The following is a 22,360-nucleotide window of genomic DNA, read 5'->3' on the forward strand; positions in this document are numbered from 1 at the left end:
AACCCCCGACATGCACCGTGACACGCCCCGCGAGGAACGCGGCGACCGCGCCGAGAGCGGCGCCCCCGACGACGCCGCGGCCCTCGTCAGGCGGCTGCTGGCGCCCGACTGCCCGCCGTTCGCCCTGCTGCGCCGCCGGGCGCCGGGGCGGTCGGGGGCCACGGTCGAGGTGCTGATCGGCGAGGTGGTCGAGGTCGAGCGGCTGGCCGACATCCCGCTCGGCGCGGACGGCGCGGCCCCGGCGGCGGGCGCGCCGGTCACCGACGCGCTGGCGATGATCCCGTTCCGGCAGATCCGCGAGCGCGGCTTCCAGGTGCACGACGACGGCACCCCGCTGGCGGTGCTGCGCCCCGGCGAGAGCCACGAGATGGGCCTGGACGACCTGCTGGCCGCGCTGCCCGCGCACGAGGTGCGGGTCGATGGCGGCGGCTTCGACGTGGACGACGCGGCGTACGCGGAGATCGTCCGGCGGGTGATCAGGGACGAGATCGGCAACGGCGAGGGCGCCAACTTCGTCATCCGCAGGACGTTCGACGGCGAGATCGCGGGCTTCTCGGCCGCCGACGCGCTGGCCCTGTTCCGGCGGCTGCTGGCGGGCGAGCGGGGCGCGTACTGGACGTACGTCGTGCACAGGCCCGGGGTGCGCACGCTGGTCGGGGCCAGCCCCGAGGTGCACGTCAGGATGACCGGCGAGCGGGGCGAGCGCGCGGCGGACGGGGCGCGGGTGGGCGGCACCGTCGTGATGAATCCGATCAGCGGGACGTACCGCTACCCGGCCGGTGGCCCCACCGCCGACGGCATCCTGGACTTCCTCGGCGACCGCAAGGAGGCGGAGGAGCTGTCGATGGTCGTCGACGAGGAGCTGAAGATGATGTGCACCGTCGGCGACAAGGGCGGCGTGGTGATCGGCCCGCGGCTCAAGGAGATGGCGCACCTCGCGCACACCGAGTACGAACTGCGCGGTCGCACCACCCTGGACGTGCGCGAGGTGCTCAGGGAGACGATGTTCGCGGCCACCGTCACCGGGTCGCCGGTGCAGAACGCCTGCCGGGTCATCGCGCGCCACGAACCGGTCGCCCCCGACGGCCGGGGCCGCGGCTACTACGCGGGCGCCCTGGCGCTGATCGGGCGGGACGCCACCGGCGCGCAGACGCTGGACTCGCCGATCCTGATCAGGACCGCGGACATCGCGGCCGACGGGCGGCTGCGGGTACCGGTCGGGGCGACGCTGGTGCGCGCGTCCGATCCGTACGGCGAGGTCGCCGAGACACACGCCAAGGCCGCCGGGGTGCTCACCGCGCTCGGCGTCCGGCAGGCACCGGACCGGCCCGCCGCGGGGCGGGCGCCGCAGCTGGCCGACGACACGCGGGTGCAGGCCGCGCTGGAGCGCCGCAGGGCCGGCCTCGCGCCGTTCTGGCTGCGGATGCAGACCACCGCGCCGACCGCGGCGCTGCACGGCCACGCGCTGGTCATCGACGCCGAGGACACCTTCACCTCGATGCTGGCGCACCTGCTGCGCACCTCGGGTCTCACGGTGACGGTGCGCCGCTTCGACGAGCCGGGGCTGCGCGCGGCTGCCCTGGCGCACCGGGGCCCGGTCGTGCTGGGCCCGGGGCCGGGCGACCCGTCCGACGCCGCCGACCCGAAGATGCGCTTCCTGCGGAAGCTGACCGCTGACCTGGTGTCCGGGCACCGGGGCGCTCCGGACCGCCCCGTCCTCGGCGTCTGCCTCGGCCACGAGCTGCTGGCGGCGGAGCTGGGCCTGGAGATCGTGCGCAAGGACGTGCCGTTCCAGGGCGCCCAGGAGCGCATCGACTTCTTCGGGCGCCCGGAGACGGTCGGCTTCTACAACACCTTCTCGGCCCGCTGCGACGAGGCCGCGGCGGCCGAACTGGCCATGCATCGCATCGAGGTGAGCCGGGACGCGGCGAGCGGCGAGGTGCACGCGCTGCGGGGGCCCGGGTTCGCCGGGGTGCAGTTCCACCCCGAGTCGGTGCTCACGCTGGACGGGGCCTCGCTCACCGCGCAGTTGCTGGCCGCTGTCCTGGTGTGACCAGCAGGTTCTCGCCGGTGCGGCCGGCCAGGTAGTCCTCGACGTTGGCGACGGTGGCGTCGACGATCTGGCCGACCGCGTCCGCGGTGAAGTACGCCTGGTGCGAGGTGACCAGGACGTTGCCGAAGGTCATCAGGCGGGCCAGGGTGTCGTCGCGGACCACTTCGAGCGACCGGTCGAAGAAGAACAGCCCGGCCTCCTCCTCGTAGACGTCCAGGCCGACGCCGGAGAGCCGGCCGTCCTTGAGGGTCTCGACCAGCGCGGCGGTGTCGACCAGGCCGCCGCGGCTGGAGTTGATCAGGACCGCGTCGTCCTTCATCACGGCCAGGGCGTCCGCGTCGACGAGGTGACGGGTGTCCGCCACGAGCGGGACGTGCAGCGAGACCAGATCGGCCTCGGCGAACAGGCGCCGCCGGTCGACGTAGCGCATGCCGAGGTCGCGGCAGGCCGGGTTCTCGACGAGGTCCCAGCCCAGCAGGTTCATGCCGAAGCCGTGGGCGATGCGGGTGAACGCCTCGCCGATCCGGCCGGTGCCGATCACGCCGGCGGTACGGCCGTGCAGGTCGCGGCCCATCAGGCCGTCCAGCCTGAAGTCGAAGGTGCGGGTGCGGCCCACGGCGCGGACGATCCCGCGCTCGACGGCCAGCGCGAGCGCCCAGGCGAATTCGGCGACCGCGTGGGGCGAGTAGCAGGAGACCCGGCCGATCGTCATGCCGAGGTCGGCCGCGGCCTCCAGGTCGATGTTGTTGTAGCCGGTGGAGCGCTGGCTGATCATCTTCGTGCCGCCGGCCGCGAGGGTCTGCAGCACTTCGGCGTTCAGCGCGGCGTTCACACTGGCCGTGACGATCTCGTAGCCGCGGGCGATGGGCGCGGTGTCGCGGTTGAGGAAGACATCCAGGCTGCGGAGCTGGTGCCGGCCGGCGAACGCCCGCTCCAGCAGGGGCCGCTCGTCGGCCTGCACCCCGAATGCGAGGATCTCCACGTCCGCCTCCCGCCGTTTTCGCCGTATGGGCCCGTTCCGTGCGCAGAAGTTCCGGACCATCCCGGATACGCCGAATATACGGCTGTGGGCGCGCCGGTGCCGTCCGGGCGGCGGACGGCACCGGCGCCCGCGGGTCAGCCGAAGAAGACCCCGGCCTCGGCGTAGAGCGCCGGGTCGACGGTCTTGAGCCGCGCCGTCGCCTCCGCGATCGGCACCCGCACGATGTCCGTGCCGCGCAGCGCGACCATCTTCCCGAAGTCGCGCTCGCGCACCGCGTCGATGGCGTGCAGCCCGAAGCGGGTGGCCAGCCAGCGGTCGAAGGCACTGGGCGTGCCGCCGCGCTGGGTGTGCCCGAGCACGGTGGTGCGCGCCTCCTTGCCGGTCCGCCGCTCGATCTCCTTGGCCAGCCACTCCCCCACACCCGACAGCCGGACGTGCCCGAACGAGTCGGTGCTCCCGTCCTTGAGCACCATCTGGCCGTCCTGGGGCATCGCCCCCTCGGCGACGACGACGATCGGGGCGTAGCGGACCGTGAAGCGGGACTCGATCCAGCCGCAGACCTGCTCGATGTCGAAGCGCTGCTCGGGGATGAGGATGACGTTGGCGCCGCCGGCCAGACCGGAGTGCAGCGCGATCCAGCCGGCGTGCCGGCCCATCACCTCGACGACCAGCACCCGCATGTGGGACTCGGCGGTGGTGTGCAGCCGGTCGATGGCCTCGGTGGCGACACCCACGGCGGTGTCGAAGCCGAAGGTGTAGTCGGTGGCCGAGAGGTCGTTGTCGATCGTCTTGGGGACGCCGACGCACGGGATGCCGTGCTCGTCCGAGAGCCGGGCGGCGACGCCGAGGGTGTCCTCGCCGCCGATCGTGATCAGCGCGTCCACCTCCTCCTTGGCGAGCGTCTCCTTGATCCGGCGGATGCCGTCGTCCCGCTGGAAGGGGTTGGTCCGCGAGGAGCCCAGGATCGTGCCGCCGCGCGGGAGGATGCCGCGGACCGCGGGGATGTCCAGCGGCACGGTGTCGCCCTCCAGCGGTCCGCGCCAGCCGTCCCGGAAGCCGACGAAGTCGTATCCGTACTCCTGGGTGCCCTTGCGGACGGCACCCCTGATCACCGCGTTCAGACCGGGGCAGTCGCCACCGCCGGTCAGTACTCCGACCCGCATCGCTGCTTCACCTACATCCCGTCAGTGGCCGCGCACGGCCGTGAATGAGCCGACCCGGTCACGCTAATGGTGATCTGGGTCACTCCGGGATGGGGCGGATGCCGATTCCGTTGCGCCGTCGGGGAGTTGACGCGGAGCGTTCACCCGTACGAGCGGAACGGGCCGCCCGGTGGACGCGAAGGCCGTCCGGCCCCGGGGCGGTCACGCCTCGTCGAGGCCGCGCTCTATCGCGTATCTGACCAGCTCGACGCGGTTGTGCAACTGGAGCTTGCCCAGGGTGTTCTGGACGTGGTTCTGCACCGTGCGGTGCGAGATGACGAGCCGTTCGGCGATCTGCTTGTACGAGAGGCCCTTGGCGACCAGCCGCAGCACCTCGGTCTCCCGCTCCGTCAGCCGCGGTGCGCCCGGCTCGTCATCCGTCGCGGGCGCCGGCTCCGTCGCCAGCCTGCGGTACTCGCCGAGGACCAGGCCCGCGAGTCCCGGCGTGAAGACCGGCTCGCCCGCGGCCGTGCGCCGTACCGCGTCCAACAGCTCTTCCGTACTGGCCGACTTGAGGAGATAGCCGGTCGCGCCGGACTTCACCGCCTCCAGCACATCGGCGTGCTCGCCGCTCGCGGAGAGCACCAGCACCCGCAGCGCGGGATTGCCGCCGACCAGCTTCCGGCACACCTGCACGCCGGGCAGCCCCGGCAGGTTGAGGTCAAGGACCAGCACGTCGGGCGCCGCCGCCTGCGCCCTGCGGACCGCCTGGGGCCCGTCCCCCGCCGTGGCCACCACGTCGAGCCCGGCCGCCGCCAGGTCACGCGCCACCGCGTCCCGCCACATCGGGTGGTCGTCGACCACCATCACCTTCAGGTCGGTCTGTTCACTCACGTGTCCGCCTTCCCCCGTCGTCGCCCTCGGACGCAGCGCCCTTGGGAACCGTCAACTCCACTTCCGTGCCCTGGCCGGGGACCGAGACCCAGGCGGCGCTGCCGCCCAGCTCCGTGAGCCGCCCGCGGATCGAGAGGGCGACCCCGAGCCTGCCCTCGCGTTCGGCGTCCGCGAGCCGGCCTTCGGGGATGCCGGGGCCGTCGTCGCGCACCGTCACGATCACCGCGTCCGGCTCGTCCTCCACCAGGATCCACGCCTGGGCCCCGTCCCCCGCGTGCACCGTGACATTGTCCAACGCGGCACCGACAGCAGCCGCGAGACCGGCGGCGGCGCCGGCCGGCAGCTCCACCGGGGCGCCCGGTTCGGAGAAGGTGACGCCACGGCCCGCGTACGGCGCGAGCAGCGCGCGGACGTCGCACGGCTCCCCCGACCGCGCCTGCGCACCATCCTGCGCCGGCACCGCCACGGGGGCACCCGCCGCCTCCGTACGGGGCGCGGGCACCAGGCCGCTGGAGACCAACGTCCGCAGCGCGACCTCCTGTTCGCCCGCCATCCGGCCCAGCTCCGCGGCCTCACCGCCGATCGCGGCGCCGCGCCGCTGCACCATCGCCAGGACCTGGAGGACGCTGTCGTGGATGTCGCGGGCCAGCCGCTCCCGCTCCCGGGTCGCCGCCTCGATCTGGAGGGCGCGGGCGAGGGTGCGCTCACTGGCGCGGGCCACCTCGACGACATAGCCGATCGCCACGCTTGCCACCCAGACCAGGACGACGTTGTGGATGGTGTTGCCCGCGAATTCCTCGCGTTCGACGAGGTTGGCGACGGCCACCGCGCTGGACGCCGCCATCGCCCAGCGCCAGCCGCCCTTGATCGCGAAGCCCAGGACGGCGCCCGCGGTCCAGATGGACGGCAGCGTCGCCGCGCCGCCCATGATGCGCTCGTGCGACTCGACCAGCATGGTGAGCAGGATGCCGCCCACCGCGAAGGTCAGGTCGGCGAGGAGGAAGGGCCGCGTGCAGCGCTCGGCCGAGGTCGTCCGGTGCCAGGTCAGCGCCATCCAGACGGTGAGCGCCCCCATGTAGCCGGCCGCGCCGAGCGGGTGCTCGTACTCGCGGTACTGGGAGGCGACCAGGCACAGGGTGTAGATCAGCGTCAGGACGCGGTAACCGGTCAGCGCCCGCCACAGCGGGAGTTCGACCGACATCCGCAGCTTCTGCGGCGGCTTGCCGCGGCTCCGGTCCGGCGCGCCACCGCGCCCCGCCGTCCGCATGTCGGTGTCGGTCATGCCCCCACCCCTTCGCCGGGCACGGCTACGCCCCGGCCCCGGCCTTGCCTTCGCCGTCCGTTCCGTCGCGCCCGGCCCTGCCCGGCTGATCGGCCTCGGCCTTCTTCTTCGCCTCGGCCGCCTTGGCCGCCTCGGCGATCTGTCGCTTGGCCGCCGTCGCGTAGATGTCGACGTACTCCTGGCCGGACAACTTCATGATCTCGTACATCACTTCGTCGGTGACCGACCGCAGGATGAAGCGGTCGCCCTCCATGCCCTGGTAGCGCGTGAAGTCCAGCGGCTTGCCGATCCGGATGCCGGGACGGATCATCTTCGGCACGACCTTGCCCGGGGGCTGCACCTTCTCGGTGTCGATCATCGCGACGGGGATCACCGGCGCACCGGTCGCCAGCGCGACCCGCGCCAGGCCGCCCGGCTTGCCGCGGTAGAGCCGGCCGTCGGGCGAGCGGGTGCCCTCCGGGTAGATGCCGAACAGCTCACCGCGCTCCAGCACGTCGATCCCGCTCTTGATGGCGGCCTCGCCCGCGCCCCGGCCACCCGAACGGTCCACCGGCAGCTGCCCCACGCCCTTGAAGAACGCGGCCGTCAGCTTGCCCTTCACACCCGGGGACGTGAAGTACTCGGCCTTGGCGATGAAGGTGACCTTGCGGTCGAGCACCGCGGGCAGGAAGAAGGAGTCCGAGAAGGACAGGTGGTTGCTCGCGAGGATCGCCGGACCCTCGGCGGGAATGTTCTCGATGCCTTCCACCCAGGGCCGGAACGCGAGCTTGAGCGAGCCGCCGATGGAAAACTTCATTGCGCCGTAGATCAACCGACTGCCTCCTGTGTGTGACGCAAAGACCTTAACCTGCCCCCGGCGACCGGCTCGCCGCAACGGGCCTGCCGCAGCCGCACCGCGGACGGCCCCGGGCGCCCCGTGGTGCCCGTCGCCGCACTCCGGCCTACCCGCACGGCGTCACTCCGCGTACGCTGCAAGTGACCTGCCAGGCCCCTTTACCGATCGGAGTCCCCCGGTGCCGCTCCTTCCCGGAGCCGAGCCGTTCCGCCGTGACGGCGGAGAGGTCGGCGTCCTCGTGTGTCACGGCTTCACCGGCTCCCCCCAGTCCGTCCGTCCCTGGGCCGGGTATCTGGCCGACCGGGGGCTGACCGTCGCGCTGCCGCTGCTGCCCGGTCACGGCACCCACTGGCAGGACATGCAGGTCACGACGTGGCAGGACTGGTACGCGGAGGTGGACCGCGAGCTGCGGGCGCTGCGGGAGCGCTGCGCGAAGGTCTTCGTCTGCGGCCTGTCGATGGGCGGCGCGCTGGCGCTGCGGCTCGCCGCCCGGCACGGCGACGCGATCAGCGGGGTGGTCGTGGTGAACCCGGCCAACAAGATGCACGACGCGGCGGCGCCGCTGCTGCCGGTACTGCGGCATCTCGTCCGCACCACCAAGGGCCTGGCCAGCGACATCGCCAGGCCGGGCGGCGCCGAGGTCGGCTACGACCGGGTGCCGCTGCACGCCGCGCATTCGCTGCGCCGCTTCTTCCAGGTGGTGGACGCCGAACTCCCGCAGGTCACCCAGCCGTTGCTGGTGATGACCAGCCCGCAGGACCACGTCGTGCCGCCCGTCGACTCGGAGCGCATCCTGGGCCGGGTCTCCTCCACCGACGTGCGCCAGACGCTGCTGGAGCGCAGCTACCACGTCGCCACGCTCGACCACGACGCCGAGCAGATCTTCCGCGACACCGCGGCCTTCATCTCCCGGCTGGCCCCGGAGGCGCTGACGGACGCGGCGGACGAGAGGACGGCGGGCCGTGGCGGAGCCTAGCCCTCGCGATCCGCGGGATCCGCTGGACGAAGAGGCCGCCTGGGCCGAGATCGTGGCGGGGTACGGCGAGGAGCCGCGCATCCCGGGGTGGGAGGACCTGCCCCGCGATCCGGACCACGAAGGGCACGCGGGCGAGGACGGCGGCGACCCGGCCGGCCGGACCGGAGCGCCGGATCTGGCCAAGCCCGACCCGACCGGGCCCGACCCGGCGAAGCCCGCAGCGGACGGTGAACGGCCCGCCGCGGACGCCCGTCCCGACGGCATCGGCGAGATCCAGGAGCGTCCGCGCAGCGGCCCGGGTGCGCCCGGCGGCGGCTCGCCCGGCAGCTTCGTCGTCTACGCGCCGGGGGTCGGCCCCCGCGACTGGGAGGCCGGGCAGCCGTCCGACGACGACTTCGACGAGAACGACGAAGGCCACTTCACACCGCCCGAGCCGCCGCCGCTGCCGCAGGCCGACGTGACCGCGAAGTTCGCCTGGCTCGCGGTGCTCGGCGGCCCGCTGCTGCTGCTCGTGATGGTGCTCTTCCAGCAGCCCATGACGTGGTGGATCACGGTGCTGGGCGTCGGCGGTTTCCTCGGCGGCTTCGGCACCCTCGTGGCCCGGATGAAGAGCGACGACGAGGACGACGACGGCCCGGCGCCGGGCAGCGGCGCGGTGGTCTGACGCGGCTCAGGGCGCGTCGGCCGGCACCCGCAGCGCCGCGAGGACCGGCAGGTGGTCGGTGGCGGCCGTGAGGTCGGCGGCGCGCACACCCGGCAGGCCGTGCGGCACCCCGCAGCCCAGCACCTCGATGCCGTCGGTGGTGAAGACCGCGTCGATCCGCTGGTGCGGGTCGCGGGGTGTGGACGTGAACTCCCCGCCCCACGGCTGCGCCGCCCACGCGTCGGTGAGCGCGCCCGCAAGACGCCGGAAACTCCGGCCCTGCGGCCGGTCGTTGAGGTCGCCCGCCACCACCGCGTACGGCACGTCGAGCCGCTTCAGCTGCTCCAGCAGCAGCCCCGCCTGCGTGTGGCGTTCCCCGGCCGCCAGGCTGAGATGGCAGCTGAGCACGCCGAGCCTGGCCCCGCCGATCCGTACCACCGCGGTCGCCAGACCCCGCTGGTGCAGGCCGGGGGTGCGGGGCAGCAGGACGTCGTCGGTGCGCTCGACCCGGGCGCGCAGCGAGGAGAGGATCATCGGCCCCGCGGTGGTGGCGCCGCCGGTGACGTACACCAGGCCGCTCGCCCTGGCCAGCCGCTCGGCGGCCTTGCGCCAGCGGAAGAACCGCGGCGCCTCCTGGACCAGCACCAGGTCGGGGGCGCAGGCGCGGATCACCCGGGCCAGCGCCGCCCGGTCGTCACGCAGCGAGCGGACGTTGTAGCTGAGCACCCGGACGACGGCCGAACCGTCCGGCTCGGTACGGGAATCGGGCAGCGCGATCACGGATGCGGGTCCTCTCGCCGGCGGCGTCACCGCCACGATAGGACAGCGCCCGCCGCATCCCCGCAGGGCGCGGCGGGCGGCGGCGCTCAGCCCTGGCGCGCCAGGTCGGCGGCGCCCACCAGACCTGCCTTGCCGCCGAGTTGGGCGGCGAGCACCTGGGCGTGCGGACGCCACTGGTTGCCGACCAGCCAGCGGCGGAACGACTTGCGGATCGGGTCGAGCACCAGCTCGCCCTCGTCCGATACGCCGCCGCCGACGATGAAGGCCGACGGGTCGAAGAGCGAGGCGAGGTCGGCGAGGCCCGCGCCGGCCCAGCGGGCCAGCTCGCGGAACGAGTCGATGGCGACCGGGTCGCCCTGCCGGGCCGCCTCGCTGATGTGCCGGCCCTCGATGCCGGCGGACGTGCCGTCGCCCAGCGCGAGCAGCACCGCGGCGTTCTCGGGGGTGGCGAAGGCGCGCTGGCGTGCGTAGCGCAGCAGGGCGCGACCCGATGCGTACTGCTCCCAGCAGCCCTGGCTGCCGCAGCCGCACAGCAGGCCGTCCGGTACGACCCGGATGTGGCCGAACTCCGCGGCGACGCCGAAGCGTCCGCGGCGCAGCTTGTTGCCGATGATGATGCCGCCGCCGAGGCCGGTGCCGAGCGTGATGCAGATGACGTCGCTGTGGCCCTGGCCGGCGCCGAAGCGGTACTCGCCCCAGGCCGCGGCGTTGGCGTCGTTCTCCACGACGACGGGGAGGCCGACGCGCTGTTCGACCTTGTCCTTGAGCGGTTCGTGGCGCCAGTCGATGTTCGGCGCGAAGAGGACCGTGGCCCGCTTCTCGTCGACGTAGCCCGCCGCGCCGATGCCGACGGCCTCGATCGGGTGGGCGGCGCCGACCGTGCGCACCGCGTCGGCGATGGCCTCGGTCAGCTCGTCGGTGGCCTGCGGAGTCGGTACCGTGCACGTCTCCAGGATCGAGCCCTCTTCGTCGACCACGCCGGCCGCGATCTTCGTGCCGCCGATGTCGACGCCGATGGTGAGTCCCATGTGTCCCTCAGTTTTTCGCTCGAACCCCGCCGGGTCCAACCGTACCGGAGCACCTGGGGCCCGGATGTCAGTCGAGATCGATCCGCTCGGTGCCCGACGGGCCGTCGTCGTCGCGGGGGTCGTCGGTGCGTCCGGTGCCTGCGCTGCCGGTGCCCGCGGGGCGGTCGGCGGTGTCCTCGCGGGTCCACCGGGTCTCGCTGCCCTCGACGGCCGAGCGGTAGGCGGCGAGGAGTTCGGAGCCGGCCGCCGCGAGGTGGTCGAAGACGTCGGGATGGCGCTCGACGACCGGTTCGACGGCGGCCTTCGCCTGCTTGAACAGCTGGTTGACCGCGCCCTGTGCGGCCATCCCGCCCAAGGCGCCGGGCAACTGGATCCCGGCGAGCTTGTCGGTCACCGCCTCGGCGAGCTTGCGCAGCTCATCGGCGGCGCTGCCGGGCTGCGGGCCGTGCTCGGCGCGGTGCCTGGCCTGCTCGGCGGCGAGGTCTTCGGCGCAGGCCGTCTCCCAGGCATCGGCGTCGGGGCCGGCCGTACGGTCGGCCGGTCGCTCGGTGGCATCACTCATGGTGAACTCCGTGGACTCCTGCGGCGGGCGGCTGCGGCGGCGCGGGGCGCAGCGGCAGCCGGGACTCACATCCGACGGTACCCGAACGGGGGTACCCGGTTCAGTCGCTCACGGGCCAGAGCGCGGGATCGGGGGTGAAGCGGATCTCCAGGACACCCTCCCGCAGACCGGCGCCCGAGACGGTGCAGCGGCGCAGCGCGGACGGCAGGGTGCGGATGCGGCGGTGGCGGCCGACGGTGACGACGATCTCGTCGCCGCGGCGCACCAGGCCGAGCCCTTCGCGCGCCGCACCGGGCAGCGGCACCCGCCAGACCAGCAGTCCTTCGGTGGCCAGCCGGTCGTCGACGGCCCACGGGTCGGCCGCGCCCCCGGCGTCCTGCGGTGCCGCCCCGGCTATCTGCCAGGTCCCGTCGGCGCACCCGCCGGCCAGCGCGTCCAGGGCGTCGATGCCCTGCGGGTCGCGCCCCAGGTGCCCGATCTCGTGCACGGGGACGTCGGGGAACTCCTCGCGGAGCGCCTTGAGCGCGTCCTGCTGGCTGCCGGAGAGTCCGGCGAGGAACGGGTCGGCGGAGCCGGTGGGCAGCAGCCGGTTGACGAGGACGGCGTCGGTGCGGCGGCCGTGCAGGGCGAGGCCCGCGCGCACCGCGCGCAGGGTGCCGGCGGCGACCGGCCCCGCGTCGGTGACCAGCCGTACGGTCGTGCCGGGTGCGTCGATCACCCGCTGGACGGCGGCGAGTTCGGCCTCCCAGCGTTCGGCGGCCTCGTAGAGCTTCTGCGCCGGCATGGGGACGCCGGCGAGCTGGGCGAGTACCGGGCGCAGGGCGCGGGCCGCCTGGCGTTCGGGGGGCAGCAGGCGGCGCAGGTAGCGGCGTACCTGGGCGGGCAGTGCGAGCAGCCGGATCGTTTCGTCGGCGGGCGGCATGTCGACGACGACGGCGTCCCAGGCGCCCGACGCGGCCTCGGTGCGCAGCGCGTGCAGCAGCGCGAAGGCTTCCGAGCCGGGGAGTTCGGTGAGTTCGTCCTCGTCGAGCGGGGCGGCGCCCAGCAGGTCGAGGGCGGCGCCCGCGCGGTCCTGGAAGGAGAGGAACTCCTGCCGGAAGCGGTCGCCCGGGTCGATGCGGCGGGCCGTGAGGCCGGGGGCGATCCCGGTGGGTGCGTCGGCGGCGATCCGCGCGCCGAGCACCGTCTGCGGGGCGCTGCTCTCGGTGGTGAGCAGCAGGATCCGCGCTCCCCGCCGGGCGGCGGCCAGGGCGGTGGCTGCCGCGAGGGTGCTGCGACCGCTGCCGCCCGGTCCCGTGACGAGGAGGGTGCGCACGGTCAGTGCTTCTCGGCCTCGTCGGCGGGCGCGGAGCCGTCGGGGCCGCTCTCGACGCGCTTCTTCAGTCCGGCCAGCGCGCGGTCGATGATGACCTTCTCCGCCTTGCGCTTGATCATGCCGAGCATCGGGATCTTGACGTCGACGGTGAGCTGGTACGTCACTTCGGTGCCCGCGCCGCCGTCCACCGCGGCGAGGCGGTAGGAGCCGTCGAGCGCCCGCAGCATCTGCGACTTGACCAGGGACCAGCTGACCTCGTGGTCGCCGGTCCAGGTGTAGGCGAGGGTGTGGTCGTCCTTGATGGCGCCGGCGTCGAGCAGCAGCCGCACCTGCGCGGCGCGGCCGTGGTCGTCCTTGGCCAGCACTTCCGCTTCCTTGACCTCACCCGTCCACTGCGGGTAGCGGTCGAAGTCGGCGATCACTCCCATCACCTCGGCGGGTGCCGCCGCGATCGTGATGCTAGAGCTGGTGTGTTCGGCCATCGCCGTGACTCCTCCATGCCGATCCCTGCCGGTCCCGCCGGCCCGCCGACCCGCGTCGAACCCGGTGTCTGTGCTGCTGAAGGCTACCGCGCGGCGGAAGGCCGCCGGACACCAGCGGGCCCACGAGCAGCGGGCCGCGGGACGGTGCCCCGTGCGCTCACCACTCCAGCGCGTACGGCGTGCCGGTCGCGTTGAAGTGCCCGACGTTGACGCATTCCGTGCCGCCGATCCTGACCCGGCGGGCCAGCGGCTGGTGGACGTGGCCGAAGAGGGCGTACCGCGGCCGGGTGGTGCGGATGGCGTGCAGCAGGGCGGAGCTGCCGCGTTCGAAGCGGCGGGCGACGGTGTCGTAGCAGAGTTCCGGGATGTCGGGCGGGATGTGGGTGCACAGCACGTCCACCTCGCCGACCGCCTCGATCTTCGCCGCGTACTCCTCGTCGGAGATCTCGTAGGGGGTGCGCATGGGGGTGCTCAGGCCGCCGCCGACGAAGCCGAAGACCCGGCCGCCGATCTCGATCCGCCGGCCGTCCAGGACGGTGGTGCCCTCGCGGGCGAACTCGGGCCACAGCCGCGGGATGTCGACGTTCCCGTAGGTGGCGTAGGTGGGGGTGGGGAAGGCGGCGAAGAGTTCGGCGTACTGCTTGCGGACCGCGCTTTCGATGACCGTCTCGCGGTCGTGTCCGGCGGCGTCCAGTTCGCCCCACAGGCGGCGCCCCAGCGCGCGGGCCTCGTCGAAGCGGCGGGCGGTGCGCAGGGCGACCAGCCGGCCGGCGTTCTCGGCGCCGAAGAGGTCGGGGAAGATCCCGCGGCTGTGGTCGGCGTAGTCGAGGAAGAGGACGAGGTCCCCGAGACAGATCAGCGCGTCGGCGCCGTCGCCCGCCCTGGCGAGGTCCTGGCTGTTCCCGTGTACGTCACTGACCACATGCAGTCGCATGGGCGCAGCCTAAGTCGTCGTCACGGGCTCCGGGCAGGGCCCCGTGGACCTGCGGTTACTTTCGGGTCACCGGAGCGCTGGTCTAGTCTGCGCGCAGCAGTCCCATGGCGTGTCGCAGGCATGTGACGCATCGAACATCTGGCCGTAACCCTCTATGCCAACAGCAATACCGGTGGGTAACGTCCGGGCAGTCCAGGCCCCCTGCCTGATCATGGACCGCAACCGGTGCAGCACACAGCGTCGTGGCACCGGCGCCAATGAGGAGCAGCAGTCTTGCGCGAGTTCAGCCTTCCGGCCCTGTACGAGGTCCCAGCAGACGGCAATCTGACGGATCTCATCCGCCGAAATGCCGCGCAGCACCCGGATGTTGCGGTCATGGGGCGCAAGGTGAACGGCCGGTGGCAGGACGTCACGGCCACCGTCTTCCTCGACGAGGTCAGGGCCGCGGCCAAGGGTCTGATGGCGTCCGGCATCCGGCCAGGCGACCGGATCGGCCTGATGTCGCGCACCCGCTACGAGTGGACGCTGCTGGACTTCGCCATCTGGAGCGCCGGAGCGATCACCGTCCCGGTGTACGAGACCAGTTCCGCCGAGCAGATCCAGTGGATTCTCGGCGACTCCGGCGCGGTGGCCTGCCTGGTGGAGACACCGGCGCACGAGGCCGCCGTCGAGTCGGTGCGCGACCGGCTGCCGGGACTGGAGAACATCTGGCAGATCGAGCGGGACGCCATCGCCAGGCTGCACGCCGCGGGGGACGGCATCTCCGACGAGGAGGTCGACGAACGCAGCGCGCTCGCCGACGCGGACACCCCCGCCACCATCGTCTACACGTCCGGCACCACCGGCCGTCCCAAGGGCTGTGTGCTCAGCCACCGCAGCTTCTTCGCCGAGTGCGGCAACGTCGTCGAGCGGCTGCGCCCGCTGTTCACCACCGGCGAGTCATCGGTGCTGCTCTTCCTGCCCGTCGCGCACGTCTTCGGGCGGCTGGTGCAGGTGGCGTCCGTGATGGCCCCCATCAAGCTGGGCCACGCCCCCGACATCAAGCACCTCACCGACGATCTGGCGTCCTTCCGGCCGACGCTGATCCTGGGCGTCCCCCGGGTCTTCGAGAAGGTCTACAACGGGGCGCGCGCCAAGGCGCAGGCCGATGGCAAGGGCAAGATCTTCGACAAGGCCGCGGACACCGCCATCGCCTACAGCCGGGCCCTGGACACCGCGGCGGGCCCGAAGTTCGGCCTGAAGCTGAAGTACAAGCTCTTCGACCGCCTCGTCTACGGCAAGCTGCGCGCGGTGCTCGGCGGCCGGGCCACCCACGCCATCTCCGGCGGCGCCCCGCTCGGCGAGCGCCTGGGCCACTTCTACCGCGGCATCGGCTTCACCGCCCTGGAGGGCTACGGCCTGACGGAGTCCTGCGCGGCCACCGCGTTCAACCCGTGGGACCGCCAGAAGATCGGCACCGTCGGCCAGCCGCTGCCCGGCTCCGTGGTGCGGATCGCCGACGACGGCGAGGTGCTGCTGCACGGCGAGCACCTGTTCACGGAGTACTGGAACAACGAGACGGCGACCGCCGACGCGCTGTCCGACGGCTGGTTCCACACCGGCGACATCGGCACCCTCGACGAGGACGGCTACCTCGCCATCACCGGGCGCAAGAAGGAAATACTGGTCACCGCGGGCGGCAAGAACGTCGCCCCGGCGGTCATCGAGGACCGCATCAGGTCGCACGCGCTGATCGCCGAATGCATGGTCGTCGGCGACGGCCGCCCGTTCATCGGCGCGCTGATCACCCTCGACGAGGAGTTCCTGCCCCGCTGGGCCGAGGAGCACGGCCGGCAGGACACCACCGCCGCCGCGCTCGCCGGCGACCCCGAGCTGCTGGCCGCCGTGCAGCGCGCGGTGGACGACGGCAACGCCGCGGTCTCGAAGGCCGAATCGGTGCGCAAGTTCCGTATCCTGCCGACCCAGTTCACCGAGGAGTCGGGGCACGTCACGCCGTCGCTGAAGCTCAAGCGCAGCGTCGTGGCGAAGGAGTTCGCCGAGGAGATCGAGGCCATCTACCGCGGCTGACAAGGGTGTCGGGCACGGGCGGGACGCGGTGAGCGCCCCGCCCGCGGCCTACAGCAGCTCCTTGAGGCGCTCGGCGAGCAGGTCCCAGCGCCACTTCTCCTCCACCCAGGCCCGGCCCCGCTCGCCCATCCTGCGGCGCAGCGCCGGATCTTCGAGCAGCGCCACGATCCGCTCGGCGGCGGCAGCCGGGGAACCGCCCGGCACCACCCAGCCGGTCTCGCCGTCCAGCACCGCGTCCGGCGCACCGCCCGAGTCGCCCGCGACGACGGGCAGACCGGTGGCGGACGCCTCCAGGTAGACGATGCCCAGGCCCTCCACGTCGAGGCCGCCGCGCCGGGTGCGGCAGGGCATCGCGAAGACGTCACCTGCGCCGTAGTGGGCCGGCAGCTCATCCCAGGGCACCGCGCCGGTGCAGCGCACCGCGTCCGCCACCCCCTTGGCCGCCGCCAGCGCCCGCAGCTCCTTCTCGTACGGGCCGCCGCCGACGATCAGCAGCACCGCGTCCGGCACCGCCGCCAGGATCGCGGGCATCGCCTCGATGAGGGTGTCCTGCCCCTTGCGCGGGACGAGCCGTGAGACGCACACCACGACCGGCCGGTCCGTGAGCCCGAGCCTGGCCCGTACCTCGTCGCCGCCGGAGCCGGGGTGGAAGGTCTTCTCGTCGACGCCGGGCGGGAGTTGGGCCATCCGCCCGGCCGCTTCGGGGGTGAGCGCGGCGGCGATCCGCGACCTGGTGTACTCGCCGAGGTAGGTGAGGGTGTCGCAGCCCTCGCCGATCCGGCGCAGCAGCTGCCGGGCGGCCGGCAGCTGCGCCCAGCCCGCCTCGTGGCCGTGCGTGGTCGCGACGATCCGGCGGGCGCCCGCCGACCGCAGCGCCGGCGCCATCAGACCGAGCGGCGCGGCGGCACCGAACCACACCGACCCGCAGCCGTGCTCCTGCAGCAGGCCGACGGCCCGCCGGGTGACCCGGGGCGTCGGCAGCAGCATCGTCGTACGGTCGCGGATCACCGGGAACGGCTGCTCGGCGTCGAACGCCGCGGTGGCCTCGACGCCTTCCCTGCTGCGCTTCCAGGTCGAGGCGTAGACGACGACCTGGGTGGGGTCGAGCCGCAGCGCCATGCTGTGCAGGAACGCCTGGATGCCGCCGGGGCGGGGCGGGAAGTCGTTGGTGACGATGAGGGTCTTGTGCACGCTGGTCTCTCGGCGTCGGTCTCGGCGGCGGGCCCGCCGGGTCGTGAGGGCCCGCCGCCGACAGTACCGGCTCGGCTCGCGCGGCGGCCCGGTGGCGGCCCGCGCCCGCACCCGTCCGGCATCATGCGGGGATGCCCCCGGGCAGACGGCAGCAAGGGCAGGACCGGCGGCAAGGACGCGTTGACGATGACATCCCGCAGCACCCGCGGCACCCCGCGGGCGGTGCTGCTCCCCGTCGCGGTGTGGGCGGCGACCCGTGCCGTGCTGCTGCTGTGCGTCCTGAAGGTGCTGGTGGTGCCGGGGCCCGACGTGACCGGTGATGTGTCGGTGATCTACCAGGGCTGGTCCGACGTCCTGCGGACCGGCACCTTCCCGGTGGACGACGTCACCTGGCAGTACCCGCCGGGCGCCGCCCTCGCCGTCCTCTCCCCCGCCCTGCTGCCGTTCCTCGGCTACGCGCACGCCTTCTTCGTCCTGCTGCTCGCCGTCGACGCCGCCGTCCTCGCGCTGTTCCTGCGGGCGGCCCGGCGTCCCGGCAACCGGCCGGCCGGCGCCTGGGCCTGGATCGCCGGGGTCGCGCTGCTGGGCCCGACCGCGTACGCCCGCTACGACCTGATGGTCACCGCCGTCGCGGTCGCCGCCCTGTTCGCCGCCGCGCGCAGGCCGCGGGTGGCCGGTGCCCTCATCGCGTGCGGCACGCTGCTGAAGGTGTGGCCCGCGCTGCTGCTGTGCGGGGCCGCGGTGCGCGGCGGGCGGGCGCGGGCGCTGTGGTGCGCCGCGGCGCTCGGCACGGCGGCGCTGACCGTGTGCTGCGTGGCCGCCGCGCCGGGCGCCCTGTCCTTCGTCGGCGCCCAGCGTGGCCGCGGCACCGAGGTCGAGTCGCTCGGCGCCCTGGTCCTCCACGTCGCCCGGCAGTTCGGCTGGAGCGGCCGGGTGCTGCTGAACTACGGCTCGATGGAGTTCGTCGGCCCGCTGGTCCCGCAGGTCAGCGCGGTGGCTCTGGCGCTGTCCTGCGCCGCGTTCGGCTGGCTGCTGCGGTGGCGGATGCGGGCGCGGGAGCTGACCGCCGGCCTGTGCGCCGACGCCGCGTTCACCGCCGTGCTGCTGTTCACCACCACCAGCCGCGTGCTCAGCCCGCAGTACCTGCTGTGGCTGGTGGGGCTCGCCGCGGTGTGCCTGACGGCGCGGGCGGGGCGGCAGGGCCTGCCCGCCGTCCTCGTCCTGCTCGCCACCGGTGTCACGTTCCTGGAGTTCCCGCTCGGCTTCGCCCACGTCGTGGCGAGCGACGGCACGGGCCTGACGGTGCTGCTGCTCCGCAACGGCCTGCTGGCCGCGGCCTGCCTGCTCGCCTGCCGACGGCTGTGGCGGGCGACGGCGGCGCCCCCTGCCGCCCGCCGCGCGGACGGCGGGCCCACCGGGAAGGCCACCGCCGACCGCGCTCCGGTCAGCTCAGCTCGCCCTTGACGTAGGCCCGCCACCGCCGGGTGAACTCCGTGATGCCGATGCCGAGTTGGGCGCGCATCGTCCGGTCGAGGCGCGTGCTGCGGCCGGCCGGCTGCCGGTGGTCGTCGGTGCCGTCCCGGGAAGACGGCGGGGCGGCCGGGTGCGCCGCCGGGCGGGCCGCCGGGCCATTGCCGCCCGGGGTGGCCGCGCTGTGTCCCGCCGCCCGGTAGAACGCCCGCAGCTTCGCCTCGCCCCACTTGTCGGCGATCATCCGGCAGGCCAGCCAGCCGCCCTCGTACGCGGTCGCCAGCCGGTCGGCGCCACCGGTGAAGCCGAAGTCCGCGTCGGTGGGGAGCTGCTGCGGCGGCCGGCCGGTCGCCACCGCGCGGGAGAGTTCCGGCGCCGCGATACCGGCCCTGCGGTCCTTGCCGCGGTAGGCGACCCAGTCGGCGAACCCTTCGGAGAGCCACAGCGGCGTCGATCCGGTGGTGTCCGTGCGCGTGGCGACATGGGTGATCTCGTGGGTGAGCACCACCGCGCGCCCCAGATCGTTCAACTCCTCGTAGGCGTCCGGGTTGACGATCACCCGGTCCGCGGGCGCCTTGGCCGCCGCGCCCGCCTCGCCGGTGGTCACCGCCGCGATGCCGGTGTAACCGGACGCGTCGCCGCTGCCCAGCAGCTGCGCCATCTGCGCCACGGAATCCGGGGCCTCCACCACGACCTGCCCCGCCCAGGCCCCCTTCCAGGCCGAAGAGACGGCCGGCACCGCGGCGTCCGCCCGCTTCGCCAGATCGCGCAGCCGGTCCGGGTCCGCCGCGCCGCCCAGCACCAGGCTGTGCCGGCCGCGGACCACCCGCACCGGGCCCTGGTCCCACAGCTGGCGGGTGCCGGTGTGCCCGGCGGCCGTCGCGTCGGTGTCCGACGAGATCCGCCAGCCGCCGCCGCGCCGGGTCAGCGTGAGGTACTGCACGGAGGTGACCGGCTCCGCGTCGTAGCCCTTGAGGCGGTAGCTGAGCTCGACCTTCGCCGCCAGCCGCTCGCCGTCGCCGGGCGGCAGCGGGAAGGCGTCGGTGGCGACCAGCTCGTAGCGCCAGCCGGTCAGCGGCAGCCCCGCGAGGTTGCCGAACATCCGGCGCTGACGGTCACGGTAGCCGCTGGGCCGCGGGTCGACGGAGGCGAGGAAGGCGGCCTCGTCGTGCTGCGCGACGGCCCGCGCGCGAGCCGCGAGCATCCGCTGGACGTCAGGGTGGCGGGACTGCGGCGGCGCGCCGCCCGCACAGCCGGCCAGCGAGGCGAGCAGCGCGATGAACAGCACGGCGCAGCCCGCCGTCCGGGCCCGTGACGGGTGTCGCGCACCTCGCTGACCTGCCATGCGGCCGATCGTATGCGCGGGCGCCCGGGGGCAAAACCGCTGGGGCTCCGGTCAGGGCCGCACCACGGACGTGACCGGCATCATGCCCACCGACTCGTAGCGCACCGGCGCACCGGGGTGCGGGGCGTGCACGACCTGTCCGCCCCCGACGTACAGCGCGACGTGGCTCGCGTCCGACCGGTAGATGATGAGGTCGCCGGGGCGCGCCTGACCGAGCGGCACCCGCCGTCCGGCGCCCCGCTGGGCCTGCGAGGTGCGCGGGATGGAGACACCCGCCCGGCCGTAGGCCCATTGGGTGAGGCCGGAGCAGTCGAACGAGGAGGGCCCGGTGGCGCCCCAGACGTACGGGGCGCCGAGTGCGCCGACCGCCGCCCGGACGGCCGCCGCGGCCCGCCCCGACGGCGCCACGGCCCCGCCGGTGTCGGGGACCACCCCGGCCCGCCCGTCGTCCCGCGACGACCGGTAGGCGGTCCTGGCGTCCGTGGGCATGTCCTGCAACATCCGGCGGGCGGCGGCCAGTTTGCGCTGGACCTCCCGCTTGTGGCGGGCCATCGCCTCGCGGCCCGCGGCCAGCTCGGCGAGGGTGTGCGCGGTCTCGCTGCGGTGCTGGTCCAGGACCCGGCGGGCGGCCAGCAGGGCGCGCAGTTCGCCGGCCCTGCTGCGGTGCAGCCGGTCGAGGGTGGCGGCCTTCTCCAGGTAGGCGCCGGGGCGTTCGGAGAGCAGCAGCCGGAGGGTGGGGTCGATGCCGCCGGCCCGGTAGTCGGCGGCGGCCAGCGCGCCGACCTTGCCGCGCAGCCGGTTGACCCGCTCCTGCGCGCGGGCGGTGCGGTCCTGAAGGGTCGCCGCCCGTGCCCGCAGCTCATCGGTCCGCTCGTCGGCGCCGTTGTACTTCTCGGTGGCCCGCTCCGCCTGGGCGTAGAGCGCGTCGACGCGGGCGGCTGCGGCACGGTGACCAGCGGTCGGGTCGGCGGTGGCGGGGGCCGCGGAGAGGGTGGCCGCCGCGGTCGCCAGTACGGCCGACAGCGCGGCGGCCCGTGCGCGGGTGAGCGGTCCTGGCTGCGAGGTACGGCGATGGGACACGCGGGCCGCACTCCCTTCCGTGCAGCCCCTGCCGTCCGGGAGGACGGTCGTGACCGGCGGCTGCGAGGGCAGACAGTAACCGGGCCACTACGCGGCGGCCAATAACCCCTGCCGGTACGCAAAATGCCGCCCCGCCGGTGACTGTGCAGGTCACCGGCGGGGCGGGAAGTCAGCGGAGCGAACCGCAATTCGCCCGTTCGGGCGGCAGGTTGGGCCGTGTCAGGGCCGCACGCCGAACTGGAACGGCATGTTGTTGATCGATTCGTAGCGCACCGACGCACCCGGCTTGGGGGCGTGCAGCACCGTGCCGTTGCCCGCGTACAGGCCGATGTGGTGCAGGTCGCCGTAGAAGAGCACCAGGTCGCCCGGCTTGAGCGCGCTCTGCGATGCGATCCGGGTGCCCGCGTTGGCCTGCGCCTGCGAGGTGCGCGGCAGCGACTGGCCGGCCTGCTGGTACGCCCAGGAGGTCAGACCCGAGCAGTCGAAGGACGACGGTCCGGTGTCGCCCCAGACGTACGGCGCGCCTATCTTCGACTGGGCGGCGGCCAGGGCGGCGGCTCCCCGCTGCGAAGCGGGCGCGTCGTCACCGAGGTTGACCCGGTCGTTGCTGCGGTCGGCCCGGTTCTCCTTGGCCTGGAGCGCTTCCTTCTCCTTGGCCGTCAGGGTGTTCAGCAGCTCCTGGGCCTTGCCGAGCTTGCCCTTGATCTCGTCCTTCTTCTCGCCGAGCGCCTTACGGGTGTCGGCGAGGTCCTGGATCTTGCTCGCGGCCTCCGCGCGCTCCTGCGCGAGGCGGCGCTGCTTGTCCTCGATGACCTTCAGCTGGTCGGCCTGCTTGCCGCTCAACTGGTCGAGCGTGGACGCCTTCTCCAGGTAGGTGTCCGGGTCTCCGGAGAGGAACAGCTGGACCGAGGGGTCGATGCTGCCGCTGCGGTACTGACCGGAAGCGACCGCGCCCAGGCCCTTGCGCAGCTGGTTCAGCTCGTCCTGGCCGCGGGCGACCTTGTCCTGGAGGTCCGCGACCTCCTTCTGGAGCTTCTCCTGGTCTTCCTTGGCCCCGTTGTACTTCTCGGTGGCCTGCTCGGCCTGCTCGTAGAGCTTGTCGACCTCGGACTTCACGTCCTTCTTCGACTGCTCGGGGGCGGCCTGGGCGGCCTGGGACGAGAGGGCGACGGCAGCGGCGGCGGTCGCGGTGAGCACGGTCACACGAATACGGCTCGGCTGCTTGGGTCGACGGTGGGACGCCACGAAGGCGAGCTCCTTCTTCCTCCAGCCGCCTACCGGGAAGTGGGGGGGTGAGAC

The 22,360-nt window shown here is 73.7% G+C and carries 20 protein-coding genes; 5 read left to right on the forward strand and 15 right to left on the reverse strand.

Annotation, left to right across the window (positions count from 1 at the left end):
• Positions 1 to 10: 10 nt before the first annotated feature.
• Complete coding sequence (locus ACIBK8_RS13985; RefSeq protein ID WP_399042005.1) at positions 11 to 2,053, forward strand: anthranilate synthase family protein; 2,043 nt, start codon at positions 11 to 13, stop codon at positions 2,051 to 2,053.
• Here the strand turns inward: ACIBK8_RS13985 and ACIBK8_RS13990 are convergent.
• The 5 genes from ACIBK8_RS13990 to ACIBK8_RS14010 all read right to left on the reverse strand — a co-directional run bounded on the left by ACIBK8_RS13990 (position 2,019) and on the right by ACIBK8_RS14010 (position 7,149).
• Entirely contained in the window at positions 2,019 to 3,035 is a 1,017-nt protein-coding gene (locus ACIBK8_RS13990) for a 2-hydroxyacid dehydrogenase (protein ID WP_399042007.1), read from the reverse strand. The genes ACIBK8_RS13985 and ACIBK8_RS13990 overlap by 35 nt on opposite strands.
• Positions 3,036 to 3,169: 134 nt before the next feature.
• Complete coding sequence (locus ACIBK8_RS13995; protein ID WP_393679562.1) at positions 3,170 to 4,198, reverse strand: 6-phosphofructokinase; 1,029 nt, start codon at positions 4,196 to 4,198, stop codon at positions 3,170 to 3,172.
• Between the two features lie 201 nt (positions 4,199 to 4,399).
• On the reverse strand, positions 4,400 to 5,044 hold the full coding sequence (locus ACIBK8_RS14000; protein ID WP_399042080.1) for a response regulator: 645 nt from the start codon (positions 5,042 to 5,044) through the stop codon (positions 4,400 to 4,402).
• Positions 5,045 to 5,063: 19 nt separating this feature from the next.
• A complete protein-coding gene (macS, locus tag ACIBK8_RS14005) occupies positions 5,064 to 6,353 on the reverse strand; it encodes a MacS family sensor histidine kinase (RefSeq protein ID WP_399042009.1) in 1,290 nt (429 codons plus the stop codon).
• A 25-nt stretch (positions 6,354 to 6,378) separates the two neighbouring features.
• The gene (locus ACIBK8_RS14010; RefSeq protein ID WP_399042010.1) at positions 6,379 to 7,149 is read right to left on the reverse strand and encodes a lysophospholipid acyltransferase family protein; all 771 of its coding nucleotides are present in this window, start codon (positions 7,147 to 7,149) and stop codon (positions 6,379 to 6,381) included.
• A 217-nt stretch (positions 7,150 to 7,366) separates the two neighbouring features.
• Here ACIBK8_RS14010 and ACIBK8_RS14015 point away from each other — a divergent pair, with 217 nt between their 5' ends.
• Together ACIBK8_RS14015 and ACIBK8_RS14020 are read left to right on the forward strand one after the other, a co-directional pair.
• A complete protein-coding gene (locus tag ACIBK8_RS14015; protein WP_393679570.1) occupies positions 7,367 to 8,164 on the forward strand; it encodes an alpha/beta hydrolase in 798 nt (265 codons plus the stop codon).
• Positions 8,151 to 8,828, forward strand: a complete 678-nt coding sequence (locus ACIBK8_RS14020) for a hypothetical protein (protein WP_399042012.1) — start codon at positions 8,151 to 8,153, stop codon at positions 8,826 to 8,828. The genes ACIBK8_RS14015 and ACIBK8_RS14020 overlap by 14 nt, the downstream gene beginning before the upstream one ends.
• Positions 8,829 to 8,834: 6 nt before the next feature.
• On the opposite strand, the gene ACIBK8_RS14025 is transcribed toward ACIBK8_RS14020, so the two are convergent.
• The 6 genes from ACIBK8_RS14025 to ACIBK8_RS14050 form a co-directional block, all read right to left on the reverse strand.
• On the reverse strand, positions 8,835 to 9,587 hold the full coding sequence (locus ACIBK8_RS14025; RefSeq protein ID WP_399042014.1) for an endonuclease/exonuclease/phosphatase family protein: 753 nt from the start codon (positions 9,585 to 9,587) through the stop codon (positions 8,835 to 8,837).
• Positions 9,588 to 9,673: 86 nt separating this feature from the next.
• Positions 9,674 to 10,615, reverse strand: a complete 942-nt coding sequence (locus ACIBK8_RS14030) for an ROK family glucokinase (RefSeq protein WP_399042015.1) — start codon at positions 10,613 to 10,615, stop codon at positions 9,674 to 9,676.
• 67 nt (positions 10,616 to 10,682) lie between these two features.
• The gene (locus tag ACIBK8_RS14035) at positions 10,683 to 11,177 is read right to left on the reverse strand and encodes a DUF5304 domain-containing protein (RefSeq protein WP_399042016.1); all 495 of its coding nucleotides are present in this window, start codon (positions 11,175 to 11,177) and stop codon (positions 10,683 to 10,685) included.
• 100 nt (positions 11,178 to 11,277) lie between these two features.
• Positions 11,278 to 12,492, reverse strand: coding sequence for an ArsA family ATPase (locus ACIBK8_RS14040; protein WP_399042017.1), 1,215 nt, complete (start codon positions 12,490 to 12,492; stop codon positions 11,278 to 11,280).
• 2 nt (positions 12,493 to 12,494) lie between these two features.
• Positions 12,495 to 12,974 (reverse strand): SRPBCC family protein, encoded by a 480-nt coding sequence (locus ACIBK8_RS14045; RefSeq protein ID WP_399042018.1) that lies wholly within the window; start codon positions 12,972 to 12,974, stop codon positions 12,495 to 12,497.
• A gap of 157 nt (positions 12,975 to 13,131) precedes the next feature.
• Complete coding sequence (locus ACIBK8_RS14050; RefSeq protein WP_399042019.1) at positions 13,132 to 13,908, reverse strand: metallophosphoesterase; 777 nt, start codon at positions 13,906 to 13,908, stop codon at positions 13,132 to 13,134.
• Positions 13,909 to 14,181: 273 nt separating this feature from the next.
• Here ACIBK8_RS14050 and ACIBK8_RS14055 point away from each other — a divergent pair, with 273 nt between their 5' ends.
• Positions 14,182 to 15,975: an AMP-dependent synthetase/ligase gene (locus tag ACIBK8_RS14055; RefSeq protein ID WP_399042020.1), complete on the forward strand. Its 1,794-nt coding sequence runs from the start codon at positions 14,182 to 14,184 to the stop codon at positions 15,973 to 15,975.
• A 48-nt stretch (positions 15,976 to 16,023) separates the two neighbouring features.
• Here the strand turns inward: ACIBK8_RS14055 and ACIBK8_RS14060 are convergent, their stop codons facing one another.
• The gene (locus ACIBK8_RS14060; protein WP_399042021.1) at positions 16,024 to 17,166 is read right to left on the reverse strand and encodes a glycosyltransferase family 4 protein; all 1,143 of its coding nucleotides are present in this window, start codon (positions 17,164 to 17,166) and stop codon (positions 16,024 to 16,026) included.
• A 186-nt stretch (positions 17,167 to 17,352) separates the two neighbouring features.
• Between ACIBK8_RS14060 and ACIBK8_RS14065 the strand changes: the two genes are divergently transcribed.
• Positions 17,353 to 18,630: a glycosyltransferase 87 family protein gene (locus ACIBK8_RS14065; RefSeq protein ID WP_399042022.1), complete on the forward strand. Its 1,278-nt coding sequence runs from the start codon at positions 17,353 to 17,355 to the stop codon at positions 18,628 to 18,630.
• Here ACIBK8_RS14065 and ACIBK8_RS14070 read toward each other — a convergent pair.
• From ACIBK8_RS14070 to ACIBK8_RS14080, 3 genes are all read right to left on the reverse strand, one after another.
• Complete coding sequence (locus ACIBK8_RS14070; protein ID WP_399042023.1) at positions 18,611 to 19,981, reverse strand: hypothetical protein; 1,371 nt, start codon at positions 19,979 to 19,981, stop codon at positions 18,611 to 18,613. The genes ACIBK8_RS14065 and ACIBK8_RS14070 overlap by 20 nt on opposite strands.
• Positions 19,982 to 20,032: 51 nt before the next feature.
• Complete coding sequence (locus tag ACIBK8_RS14075; protein ID WP_399042024.1) at positions 20,033 to 21,061, reverse strand: NlpC/P60 family protein; 1,029 nt, start codon at positions 21,059 to 21,061, stop codon at positions 20,033 to 20,035.
• Between the two features lie 219 nt (positions 21,062 to 21,280).
• Positions 21,281 to 22,306, reverse strand: coding sequence for an NlpC/P60 family protein (locus tag ACIBK8_RS14080; RefSeq protein ID WP_399042025.1), 1,026 nt, complete (start codon positions 22,304 to 22,306; stop codon positions 21,281 to 21,283).
• Between the last annotated feature and the right edge of the window lie 54 nt (positions 22,307 to 22,360).

It is taken from the genome of Streptomyces sp. NPDC050161, from assembly GCF_044460025.1.
GTDB lineage: Bacteria > Actinomycetota > Actinomycetes > Streptomycetales > Streptomycetaceae > Streptomyces.